The 11,419-nt window shown below is 70.7% G+C and carries 11 protein-coding genes; 4 read left to right on the forward strand and 7 right to left on the reverse strand.

Annotated features, from left to right (window positions below; all coding sequences use genetic code 11):
• Window positions 1-142: 142 nt before the first annotated feature.
• The 5 genes from glpK to ACFWTE_RS22655 all read right to left on the reverse strand — a co-directional run bounded on the left by glpK (window position 143) and on the right by ACFWTE_RS22655 (window position 5,064).
• Window positions 143-1,639: a glycerol kinase GlpK gene (glpK, locus tag ACFWTE_RS22635; RefSeq protein ID WP_378781769.1), complete on the reverse strand. Its 1,497-nt coding sequence runs from the start codon at window positions 1,637-1,639 to the stop codon at window positions 143-145.
• A 263-nt stretch (window positions 1,640-1,902) separates the two neighbouring features.
• The gene (locus ACFWTE_RS22640) at window positions 1,903-2,694 is read right to left on the reverse strand and encodes an IclR family transcriptional regulator (protein ID WP_378781772.1); all 792 of its coding nucleotides are present in this window, start codon (window positions 2,692-2,694) and stop codon (window positions 1,903-1,905) included.
• Window positions 2,695-2,844: 150 nt separating this feature from the next.
• Window positions 2,845-3,849: a threonine aldolase family protein gene (locus ACFWTE_RS22645; protein ID WP_378781774.1), complete on the reverse strand. Its 1,005-nt coding sequence runs from the start codon at window positions 3,847-3,849 to the stop codon at window positions 2,845-2,847.
• Window positions 3,850-3,973: 124 nt separating this feature from the next.
• The gene (locus tag ACFWTE_RS22650) at window positions 3,974-4,429 is read right to left on the reverse strand and encodes a MarR family winged helix-turn-helix transcriptional regulator (RefSeq protein ID WP_378781789.1); all 456 of its coding nucleotides are present in this window, start codon (window positions 4,427-4,429) and stop codon (window positions 3,974-3,976) included.
• Between the two features lie 2 nt (window positions 4,430-4,431).
• On the reverse strand, window positions 4,432-5,064 hold the full coding sequence (locus ACFWTE_RS22655) for a DJ-1/PfpI family protein (protein WP_378781775.1): 633 nt from the start codon (window positions 5,062-5,064) through the stop codon (window positions 4,432-4,434).
• A gap of 292 nt (window positions 5,065-5,356) precedes the next feature.
• Between ACFWTE_RS22655 and ACFWTE_RS22660 the strand changes: the two genes are divergently transcribed.
• Window positions 5,357-6,733, forward strand: a complete 1,377-nt coding sequence (locus ACFWTE_RS22660) for a GntP family permease (RefSeq protein ID WP_378781778.1) — start codon at window positions 5,357-5,359, stop codon at window positions 6,731-6,733.
• A gap of 35 nt (window positions 6,734-6,768) precedes the next feature.
• Here the strand turns inward: ACFWTE_RS22660 and ACFWTE_RS22665 are convergent, their stop codons facing one another.
• Entirely contained in the window at window positions 6,769-7,485 is a 717-nt protein-coding gene (locus tag ACFWTE_RS22665) for a FadR/GntR family transcriptional regulator (protein ID WP_378781780.1), read from the reverse strand.
• Window positions 7,486-7,623: 138 nt separating this feature from the next.
• Here ACFWTE_RS22665 and ACFWTE_RS22670 point away from each other — a divergent pair, with 138 nt between their 5' ends.
• Together ACFWTE_RS22670 and ACFWTE_RS22675 are read left to right on the forward strand one after the other, a co-directional pair.
• Window positions 7,624-8,139 carry a gluconokinase gene (locus tag ACFWTE_RS22670; protein ID WP_378781781.1) on the forward strand — a complete coding sequence of 172 codons (516 nt, stop codon included), beginning with the start codon at window positions 7,624-7,626 and terminating at the stop codon, window positions 8,137-8,139.
• A gap of 158 nt (window positions 8,140-8,297) precedes the next feature.
• Complete coding sequence (locus tag ACFWTE_RS22675; RefSeq protein WP_378781783.1) at window positions 8,298-8,807, forward strand: hypothetical protein; 510 nt, start codon at window positions 8,298-8,300, stop codon at window positions 8,805-8,807.
• Window positions 8,808-8,949: 142 nt separating this feature from the next.
• On the opposite strand, the gene ACFWTE_RS22680 is transcribed toward ACFWTE_RS22675, so the two are convergent.
• Window positions 8,950-9,354, reverse strand: coding sequence for a hypothetical protein (locus ACFWTE_RS22680; RefSeq protein WP_378781785.1), 405 nt, complete (start codon window positions 9,352-9,354; stop codon window positions 8,950-8,952).
• A 345-nt stretch (window positions 9,355-9,699) separates the two neighbouring features.
• On the opposite strand from ACFWTE_RS22680, the gene ACFWTE_RS22685 reads away from it, so the two are divergent.
• The gene (locus tag ACFWTE_RS22685) at window positions 9,700-11,367 is read left to right on the forward strand and encodes an ABC transporter substrate-binding protein (RefSeq protein WP_378781786.1); all 1,668 of its coding nucleotides are present in this window, start codon (window positions 9,700-9,702) and stop codon (window positions 11,365-11,367) included.
• Window positions 11,368-11,419: the final 52 nt, after the last annotated feature.

Consider the following 11,419-nt stretch of genomic DNA (forward strand, 5'->3'; position numbering starts at 1 on the left):
GCGGGCATAATCAGACACACCCGTCACAGGATTGAGATGGGTCGGGGGCGCGCTTCCGTGCCCCCGGTACCGCCTCCCAGGGGTTCAGGTGGCAGCCGTGGCACCCCTGGGAGGCGGTCGTTCGGGCGGAGTCCGTCCCGCCCTACGCTTCCTCGTGCTCCACCCAGTCCAGGGTGCGTCGCACGGCCTTGTTCCAGTTGTGGTACTCCCGTTCGCGGACGGAGGACTCCATCTGCGGGTTCCACTCGGCCGCCTTGTGCCAGTTGGCGCGCAGCGTCTCCACGTCGGGCCAGTAGCCCACGGCCAGTCCGGCGGCGTAGGCGGCGCCGAGGCAGGTGGTCTCGGCGACCATCGGCCGTACGACCTCCGCGTCGAGGACGTCGGACAGGATCTGCATGAGCAGGTTGTCGGCGGTCATGCCGCCGTCCACCTTGAGCGTCGTCAGGTCGATCCGTGCGTCGGCGTTCATGGCGTCGACGACCTCGCGGGTCTGCCACGCGGTGGCCTCCAGGACGGCGCGCGCGATATGTCCCTTGGTGACGTACCCGGTCAGGCCCGCCATGACGCCCCGGGCGTCGCTGCGCCAGTGCGGGGCGAACAGGCCGGAGAACGCGGGAACGATGTAGCAGCCGCCGTTGTCGTCCACGGTGCGGGCCAGCGTCTCGATCTCCGGCGCGGACGAGATCAGACCGAGGTTGTCCCGCAGCCACTGCACCAGTGACCCCGTGACCGCGATGGAGCCCTCCAGGGCGTACACGGCCGGCTGGTCCCCGAGCTTGTAGCCGAGTGTGGTGAGAAGACCGTTCTCGGAGGTCACCGGCTCGGTGCCGGTGTTCATCACCAGGAACGTGCCGGTGCCGTAGGTGCCCTTGACGTCACCCGGGTCGAAACAGGTCTGGCCGAACAGGGCGGCGTGCTGGTCGCCGAGCGCGGACGCGACGGGGGTGCCGGCCAGGTAGCCGCGGGCCTCACCGTAGACCTCCGACGAGGAGCGGATCTCCGGCAGCATCGCCGCGGGGATGTCCAGGGCGGCGAGGGTCTCGGGGTCCCACTCCAGGGTGGCCAGGTTCATCAGCATGGTGCGGCTGGCGTTGGTCACGTCGGTGACGTGGCGGCCGGTCAGCTTCCAGATGATCCACGTGTCCATGGTGCCGAACAGGACCTCGCCGCGGTCGGCGCGCTCGCGGAGCCCGTCGACGTTGTCGAGCAGCCAGCGCAGCTTGGGGCCGGAGAAGTAGGTGGCCAGGGGCAGGCCGGACCTCTCGCGGAACCGGTCCTGGCCGCCGTCGGCGGCGAGTTCGCGGACCAGGTCGTCGGTGCGGGTGTCCTGCCAGACGATGGCGTTGTGGACGGGCTTGCCGGTCTCCCGGTCCCAGACCACGGTGGTCTCGCGCTGGTTGGTGATGCCGATCGCGGCGACCTGGTCCGGCGTGATGTCGCTCTTCTCCAGGGCCTTCTGGACGACCACCTCGACGTTGGTCCAGATCTCGTCGGCATCGTGTTCGACCCACCCCGGCTTGGGGAAGATCTGCCTGTGCTCGCGTTGGTCGACAGAGACGATGCGTCCGTCCCGGTCGAAGAGGATGCAGCGGCTCGACGTGGTGCCCTGGTCGATCGCGGCGACGTACTGCTGACTCATCGATTGCTCGCCTTCAAAGTGGAGGGCTCGGGATGGGGACGGACACACACGTACACGGGTCATCCCCGCACGTTGTACGACATTGACGTATGGGTAGGCGTTAGTTTCATCAGTTCTTCCTTCCCATGTCAATACCGTGTGACGCAATCGTGTCGCGTGGGTCACGTGGCCTGCCGACCAACGGTGCCAGGGAAGGGACGGGACACGGAAGTCACCGCGCGGGGACAGCGCGGGGCGATGGGGGAGGAACGCGGCGGAGCGGCTCAGTACGGGGTGACGCCCAGGTCCCGGGAGACGGCCCTCGCGGCGTCGCGCACGTACGAGACCTGCTCCATGTCCGGAAGGCCCCCGTCGCCGCGCAGGCGCTCGACAGCGCCGCGCACGCCGATGGCGCCGACCGTCGTGCCGCGCCGGTCGCGGATGGGCGCGGCGATCGACACCTCGCCCTCGACGAGTTCCTCGACCTCCCAGGCCCAGCCGTTCTCGCGGACCTCGTCGAGCAGTCGTTCCAGGGCTGCGGGGGAGGTGACGGTGTGCCGGGTGAACGACGGGAGGGTCACCGGCCCGCCCGGCTCGACGGCGTCGGTGTCCTCCTCGGGCACCGCCAGGGGGTCGAAGGCCATGAGGACCCGGCCGATGGCGGTGGCGTGGAGCGGGAGCAGCGTGCCCACGTCGAGGGTCTGGCGGGAGGAGTCCGGGCGGAAGACGTGGTGCACCACCAGGGCCTGGTGCTTGTGCAGGGTCCCGATGCGCACGCTCTCACCGCTGCGCGAGGCCAGGCTGTCGGCCCAGTTCAGGGCACGCGTGCGCAGCTCGTTGCCGTCCAGGTAGCGGGTGCCCAGGCTGAGCATGCCCCCGCCCAGACGGTAGCGGCCCGACTCGGGGTCCTGTTCGACGAATCCCACGTGCTGGAGGGTGCGCAGGATACCGAGCGCGGTGCCCTTGGGGAGTTCCAGCGACCGGGAGATCTCCGCCAGGCTCAGTCCCCGCGAGCCCGTGGCCAGGATCCGGAGGATGGCCGCTGCGCGTTCGATCGACTGGATTCGTCCCGGCATTGTGGTGCTACCACTCTCTAGTACGACAATGTCATACGCGAAATGCTACTACGCGATGTGAGGTCCGGCAGGGGAACGGTCGGTCCGGCAGCGTGCGGGATCGGCACAGTGTAGCCGCCTCCCCCGCACTGACCTGGGCGGCGGGGGAGGTCACAGCTCCGCGACGGCTTTGGCGACCCCCCTGGCCGCGTCCTCGACATCGCGGTCGGTGATCTCCAGGTGCACCACGAGGCGGATCGACGCGCCGCCTCCCAGGCCCGCGACCCCGTGCCGGGCGAAGGCCTCGGCGTACCGGCCCCCCTCGCCCGCGGGGGTCTCGACGAGCACCATGTTGGTCTGCGCCCGCGCCGTCAGACCGGAGAGCTCGGTGATCCGCGCGGCCAGGGCGGAGGCCCGCCCGTGGTCCTCGGCCATCCGCTCCCGGTGGTGGCGCAGCGCGTACAGGGCCCCGGCGGCGATGACGCCCGCCTGGCGCATCCCCGCGCCGAGCATCTTGCGACCGCGCCGGGCACGCAGCACGGTGTCGGCGTCTCCGGCCAGAGCCGATCCCACCGGGGCGCCCAGCCCCTTGGAGAAGCACACGGAGACGGTGTCGAACCCGTCGGCGACCGCGGCCGGGGCCGTGCCGAGGAAGGTGGCCGCGTTCCACAGGCGGGCCCCGTCCAGATGGGCGCGCAGCCCGTGGCGGTGCGCGAACCCCGTCACCCGCGCCTGTTCGGCGAGAGGTACCACCCGCCCGGTGAACGTGTTCTCCAGCCAGACCAGCGCGGGCTCGGCCCGGTGGATGTCGCCGCGGCCCCCGATCCACGACTCCAGCAGCCCGTCGGTGGGGGAGGTCCCGTCCGAGTACAGCCGGGGCTGCACGCGGGCGAGCACCGCCGTGGCGCCCTGCTCGTCGCCGATGAGGTGGTGGTGCTCGTGCGCCCACACCTCCTCGCCGCTGCGGGTGGACACGTAGAGGCCGAGCTGGTTGGCCATGTGCCCCGAGGGCACGTACAGCGCCGCCTCCTTGCCCAGCAGGTCCGCGGTCTCCTCCTCCAGGGCTCTGACGGTCGGGTCCTCGCCCCAGACGTCGTCGCCGACCTCGGCCTCGGCGATGGCCCGGCGCATGGCCGGGGTGGGACGGGTGACGGTGTCGGAGCGCAGGTCGATCATGGCGGTTTCCTTCGGCTGTGTGAGGGGCCCGGTCCGCGGGGCCGGGGTGTGCCCCGCGGACCCCCTGGACGCGGACGGCGGGGCGAGCCCGGCGGGCCGTGCAAGGGACGATACTGCCCCGCCCTCACCCCTCCCCGATCCGGTCCAGTGCCCGGGAGAGCCGGTGCAGTGACTCCAGCGCGTGCTCGGCGCCGTCCTCTCCCAGCTCGGCGACCAGGGCGTCGGCGACCCTGCCGTGGTCCGGGTCGATCCGCCTCAGGGCCTCCAGGCCCTCCTCAGTGGGCGCGAGCAGCTTGGCCCGGCTGTGCGCCGGATTGGGGAGGTACTCGGCAAGCCCTCCTTCCACCAGCAGGTCGGCGATCCGCTGGACGCTCTGCCGGCTGGTGCCGAACCGGCGGGCGACCGCGGACACCGGCAGGGGCCGGTCGATCACGGCGCCGAGTATCTGCCAGCGGGCGGCGGTGAGCCCGGCCGAGCGGGCCAGCTCCTCGGCCACCGACAGGAGCTGCCCGTTGAGACGGAAGACGGTGAGCGCTGTCCCGGTGAACAGCTCGGAGTGTCTGTCGGGGGGTGCCACCATCGTCATGCCCCCTCCGTCAGGACGTGGTAGGCCTCGGGGTCGTGCTGGGCGTACAGCCGGTACCAGGCGTCGAGGACGCGCGGCGTGTAGAGGTCCAGGGCGGCGAAGACCGCACGGGCGAACTCCACGGCCGCGGTGGGCCCCGCGGTGATGAGGCCCCCGTCGGAGACGGCGAGCTCGGTGCGGTAGCGGCCGGCGCCAGCGTAACCGGTGCCGAGGAGGTACTCGGGCGCGGTGCTGGTGTGGTCGCGGTAGTCGAGAAGGCCCTCACGGGCGAGCCCGGCGGTGGCGCCGCAGATCGCGGCCACCGGCACGCCGGCGTCGAGGAAGATCCCGGCTGCGGAGGCGAAGGGGGAGAGGTGCTCGGGGTCGACGTCCCAGCCGGAGGCCCCGGGCAGGATCAGCATGGAGCTGGCGGAGGGAACCAGGTGGGGTAGCGCGAGGTCGGGGAGGATCGTGATCCCTCCCATGGTGGTGACGGGCGCGCCGGTGAGGCCGACGGTGACCACGTCGTAGCGGCCCGGCTCGCGCTGCCACTCGCCGCCCCGGACGGTGGCGACCGCGTGGCCCACCTCCCAGTCGGCGAGGTCGTCGTAGACGGCGAGATGGACGGTCTGCCTGCTCTCTGCGATCATGACAACATGTTGTCTTTTTGACAGGATGTTGTCAATGGATCCAGGCCCGCGCGCCGTGCGGGGGCCAGTCCGTGGGGCGGCGCGACGCCGGGTCGGCGGTCGCCTTCCCCGGGGGCGTGGTGTGCGGCGGTGCGGCGTGACGTGGGTCTCGCGGATGTAACAGAACCGCACGGGTGGTTCACAGAAGCTCACAAATGGTATTACCATTGCCCTCACCTGTTCCAAGCGCAGGTCAAGGCCGTGTCGTGTGGCGGTCGTGTGACACCCCATCAGCCCACTGGAAGGCTCCGTCGTGGAGAACTTCGAGCCCGTCTACGGGACGGGTCCGCTCCTCGGGATCGCGGCGGGCGCCATCGCGCTCCTGCTGTTCCTCATCATCCGCTTCAGGATGCACGCGTTCATCGCGCTCGTCCTGGTCAGCGTCCTGACCGCCCTCGCCGCCGGCATTCCGGTGTCCGGGGTCATGCCGACCCTCCTGGACGGCTTCGGCGGCACACTCGCCAACGTCGCCCTCCTCGTCGGCCTCGGCGTCATGATCGGCCGCCTGCTGGAGATCACCGGCGGGGCCGCGGTCCTGGCCGGTGCCCTCATCAGGCTCTTCGGCGAGAAGCGCGCGCCGCTCGCCCTCGGTGTGGCCTCGCTGCTCTTCGGCTTCCCGCTGTTCTTCGACGTCGGCCTCATCGTCATGCTGCCGATCGTCTTCAGCGTGGCCCGGCGCGTCGGCGGGTCGGTCCTGACCTACACCCTGCCCACTGCGGGCGCCTTCGCGGTCATGCACGCCTTCGTGCCACCGCACCCCGGGCCGGTGACCGCCGCCGTGGAGATCGGCGCGGACATGGGCCTCACCCTGCTGGTCGGCCTGCTCCTGGCGATCCCGACCTGGTACCTCTCCAGCTACCTGTACGGCCTCTGGGCGGGCAAGCGCTTCGAGATCCCGGTTCCGGACGACATCATGTCCGACGGCACCGTCAAGCACGAGAACCCGCCGCGCCTGGCCACGGTCCTGGCCATCCTCCTGCTGCCGATGCTGCTGATCTTCGCCAACACCGGTGTCTCCGTCTTCGTCGCCACCGGGTCCGTCCCGGAGGACGCCCTGTGGGTGCAGGTCTTCCAGCTGGTCGGCCAGACCCCGATCGCCCTGCTCGTCACCGTGCTCGTCGCCATGACGGTGCTCAGCCGGGGCCGCTTCACCCGCCAGCGGGTCGAGGAGATCGTCGGCGGGGCGCTCGGCCCGGTCTGCGCGCTCATCCTCATCACCGGTGCCGGCGGCATGTTCGGCATGGTGCTGCGTACCAGCGGCATCGGGGACGCGCTGGCCGGATCGCTGGAGGCCACGGGTCTGCCGGTGATCGTCGCGGCCTTCCTCATCGCGCTCGCCCTGCGCGTCGCCCAGGGGTCGGCGACCGTCGCCCTCACCACGGCCGCGGGACTCATCGCCCCGGCCGTGCAGGCGGCCCCGGGGCTGACCTCCATCGACCTGGCCCTGGTCGTCATCGCGATCGCCTCGGGCGCCACGGCCCTGTCGCACGTCAACGACTCCGGGTTCTGGCTGGTCGGGCGCTTCCTCGGCATGGACGTCAAGACCACGCTCAAGACCTGGACCGTCATGGAGACCCTGATCGGCTTCATCGGTTTCGGGCTCGCGTTCGGACTCAGCCTGGTGCTGTGACGCGGGGGCGGGCGGGCCCCGGCCCCACCCGCCCCTCAGGGGGTCGGATACGCCCTCGGGTCGTGCTCCAGGGCGTCCGACACCTCGGTGACGATGGACCGCATCGCGGCCTCGGCCACGTCGGGGAGGCCGTCCCGGATGGCCTGGGCGACGGTCTTGTGCAGCCGCAGCGCCTCCGGGCGCGGGTTGCGCGGCATCAGGTCGTAGGAGGTGCGTCCTACGAGAACCTCGGCCACGACCTGGGCCAGGCCGGCGAGCATCTCGTTCTCGGAGAGTTCCAGGATGCGGCGGTGGAAGGTGATGTCGAGTTCGAGGAAGGTCCTGAGGTCCCCGGCCCGGCCGGTCAGGACCATCTGGTCGGCGACCACGACCAGCTGGGCCCGCTCCTCCTCGCCGCCCCGCGCGGCGGCGAGGGCGGCGGCGCCGGGTTCGACGGCGGCGCGCAGCTCGTTGAGCGAGCGCAGCTGCTCCATGCGGCCCGGTCCGGCCAGGCGCCAGCGGATGAGCTGGGGGTCGAAGACGCTCCAGTCGCGCCTGGGCCGTACCCGGATGCCGGTGCGCGGGCGGCTGACCACCAGCCGCATCGACTCCAGGACGCGCACGGCCTCGCGTGCGACGGTCCGGGAGACCCCGAAGTCCTGTTCGAGCCCCTGGAGCGTGAACGTGTGGCCGGTCGCGTACTCGTCCGCGGCGATCGCGGGCCCGAGGTCCGCCAGCACCCGGTTGTGCAGCGTGCGGTGGTCGGTGCCCATCGTGCTCCCTGTACTCCGCGCTCGTCCGATCCGGCCACATCCGGCCGAGGGTCAGCCTGAAGCCTAGCCGGATTGATTGATATCACTATTAGTGGTGGCGCTTGCGGTCCCGCAGGAGCACCAGGACACGGAGAGACCATGCACTTTGTCTTCATGGGCGTCGCGGGAAGCGGGAAGACCACCGTGGCCGAGCACGTGGCGGAGCACCTCGGCCTCCCGTTCGCCGAGGCCGACGCCTTCCACTCACGGGCCAACATCGACAAGATGGCGGCCGGCGTCCCCCTGACCGACGACGACCGCTGGCCGTGGCTGCGCGAACTGGCCGCGTGGATCTCGGCGCACGACGCACTGGGGGAGTCGACGGTCATGGCGTGCTCCGCGCTCAAGCGCGGTTACCGCGACGTCCTGCGCGAGGGCGCTCCCGGGGTGTGCTTCCTGCACATGCAGGGCCCTTCCGAGGTGATCCAGGCGCGGATGACCGCCAGGGCGGGCCACTTCATGCCGCCCGCCCTGCTGGAGTCGCAGATGGCCACCCTCCAGAGGCTCGGGCCGGACGAGCCCGGCCGCGAGTTCGACGTGAGGAGCGGAGTCGAGGACCTCACGGCGCAGGCCCTGGAGTACGTCGGAGGGTGCATGCGGGCTGCGGACGCCTGACCCCGGCCCAGGCTCCCCGGCTCCGGTCCGGTGCGCCTGACCCCGGTGGAGGCGGGCCGTCGGAGCGGGCCCGCCTCCGCGCCCCGGGCCGGGCGTCCGGGGTGTGCCTCCCCGCGGTGATCTTGCGTAGCGCGGTCCGGCGCGCAACCCTGTTCGTCATGCAAGATTCCGTTTCATCCCCCGCATCCCCCGCATCCCCCGCCACCTCCGCTCTGCGGCCCCTGGATGCCGCTCTCGCCTCCGCGGCGGGCCTCGTCGCGGTACGCCACCCCGGAGTGCGGCCCCCGCAGGACGTGCGGCAGACCTGTGCGCTGCTGTTCGCGGTAGCCCCGGTGTACGTCCTGTCCGCCTACCTGACCTGGGACCGGCTCGACTCCGGTGTGCCGGACGGGTTCGTCGCCGGCCTGTGGGCCCTGCTGGCCGTCACCGTCCTGGTGGCCGCCTTCCTGGCCGCCGTCGCCGTGCCCGTACGCCGTGGTGCACCAGCCCTGTGGCGCTCCGCCCAGGCCGCGTCCGTGGTCGGACTCGGCGCCGCCCTGGCGGCGCTGTACTGTGCCGCCCGCCTGGCCAGCACGCCCCTGCTCGTGGCCGGGCTGCTCACGGCCCTGGCCGCCGTCGTCGTGTGCATCGCCCTGTGGAGCAGCGAGGTGCGCCGCTGGTGCTCCTGACCTCCCGAGCCCGGTGCGTTCCGACTGTTCGCCGACGACGCGGCCCGCGGGACCGGTGGCGGCCGACACGGGCGCCGGAGCGGCCCGGGGGAATCCGGGGCCGGCCGCGCGTGCGCGCGGCCGGCCCCGTCGCGGGGGCTTCCTACTCGTCGTCGTCCTCGGCGTCGGCCAGGGAGTGCAGGCGCGACAGGTGTTCGCTGTCGTCCTCCCCGTGTCGGGTCACGTAGATCTCGCGCGCCTCGTCGGCGATGTCGGAGGTCTCGTCGTCGAAGCCGTAGTCGGCGAGGTCGTCGAGCAGGTCCAGCACCCGGTGCAGGGCGTCGTCGTCGGAGTCCTCGGGGGCCTCGTCCGGGTGGTGGTCCGCGACCGCGGAGAGGACGGCCGCCCGGGCGTCGTCCACGGCGCTCTCGGAACCGGCGGCCCCGGTCAGCCGAATCCTGGTGATGGGGTCCTCGTCGGCGATCAGCATGAGCTGCTCGGCGAGCCAGGCGGTCTCCTGGCCTTCGAGGAACGCGGTCAGGGCCGCGTCGTCTAGGGGTGTGGTCATCCGCAGATCATAGGCCTGCCGAGGGGCGGTCGAGTATCGCGGACCAACGTCCCGAGGTGGACTTTGTGTCTCGAAAGTTAATTCATCCGATGGTCGGATATGGTACTCCGTCATTTGGCGGTGCGCCACACCTAACGCGTAACGCGTGTTGTCCCATGAGGCTCCCGTGGTAATGAGTCCCCGTTCGACAGCGCGCGTGCCAAAAAGCACCTATGGATCACGGCACAGATCTGAAACGGTTGTATTAATACCCAGCTGTCTACCTTCCCTGCTGGTCTCCCCCGGGTCTAGGGTCCACTCAATCGATCTCGGGCCTCATACCCCCGCCCCACACTGAGGTGGACCATGTTCACGAAGTCTTCCCGAAAGCCGCTGGCCCTCGTGGCCGCCGCGGCGGCACTCACGCTGGTGGCGACAGCGTGTGCGGAGAGTACAAGAGAGGACGGCGGCACCGACGAATCCGCGCCGTTCGTCTTCGCCTCCGCAGGCGACATCAAAACCCTCGACCCCTTCCTCACCAGTGACGGGGAAACCTTCCGTTACAGCCGCCAGGTCTTCGAAACCCTTCTCGACCACGAATCAGGCGGAAGCGAGATCACCGGCGGACTCGCCGAGACCTGGGAGCAGTCGGACGACGGCACCGTCTGGACCTTCAACCTCCGCGACAACGTGCAGTTCCACGACGGCGACGAATTGAGCGCCGAAGCGGTGTGCGCCAACTTCGACCGCTGGCACAACCTGGAAGGCGCCTGGCAGAGTTCCAACAACTCGTACTACTGGCAGACGATCTTCGGCGGTTTCGCCGAGAACGAGGACGAGGCCACGCCCGACTCCCGCTACGTCTCCTGTGAGGCCGAGGACGACCTGACCGCGGTCATCACGATCTCGGAGTACTCCTCGATCTTCCCCGGCGGCTTCAGCCTCGCCGCGTTCGGCATCATGAGCCCCACCACGCTGGAGGCCATCGCCGACGAGGAGATCACGGGTGAGGAGGGGAACTTCTCGCTGCCCGACTACACCCAGGACGTGGGCACCGTCGCCGGCACCGGCCCGTTCACCGTCGAGGAGTGGAACCAGGACCAGGCCGAGGTCACCCTCGGGCGCTTCGGCGACTACTGGGGCACCGAGGCCGGCTTCGAGACCATGATCCTGCGCGCCATCCCGGACGAGACCGCCCGCCGCCAGGCCCTGGAGGCCGGTGACATCCACGGCTACGACCTCGTCGCCCCCGCCGACGTGGAGCCGCTGGAGGAGGCGGGCTTCCAGGTGCCCACCCGCGACGTGTTCAACGTCCTCTACATGGCCTACCAGCAGGAGACCAGCGAGGCCCTCGGCGACCTGGAGGTCCGGCAGGCGCTCTCCCACGCGGTCAACCGCCAGCGCATCGTCGACACCATCCTCCCCGCGGGCGGCGAGGTGGCGACCCAGTTCCACCCCGACACCCTCGACGGCTGGTCCCCGGACGTCCAGACCTACGACTACGACCCGGACCTGGCCAGGGAGATGCTGGCCGACGCCGGGCAGGAGGACCTGGAGATCGACTTCTGCTATCCCACGGAGGTCACCCGCCCCTACATGCCCGCGCCGCGTGACATCTTCGACGTCATCGTCTCGGACCTGGAGGAGGTCGGTGTCACGGTCGAAGCCAAGTCCTTCGAGTGGACCGAGTACATCCCGCAGACCGACAGCGGAAACTGCTCGATGTACCTGCTCGGCTGGACCGGCGACTACAACGACGCCTACAACTTCATCGGCACCTGGTTCTCGACCCAGAACGACGCCTGGGGCATGGACGAGCCCGAGCTGTTCGACGCCATGGCCGAGGCCAGCGGCAACCCGGACAACGAGGAGCGGATCGCCGCCTACCAGGAGCTGAACGAGCAGATCATGGAGGTCCTGCCCGGTCTGCCCCTCTCCAGCTCCCCGCCGTCCATCGCGTTCGCCGAGAACGTCAACCCGCCCGAGGTCAGCCCGCTGACGCAGGAGAAGTTCTTCGAGGGCTCCTGGAAGTAGCCCGCCCCGCCCCCTGACCGGGGGAGGGGGGCCGGGCCCGACCGGCCGTCAC

The sequence above is a fragment of the Nocardiopsis sp. NPDC058631 genome (assembly GCF_042716955.1).
Classification (GTDB): Bacteria; Actinomycetota; Actinomycetes; order Streptosporangiales; family Streptosporangiaceae; genus Nocardiopsis.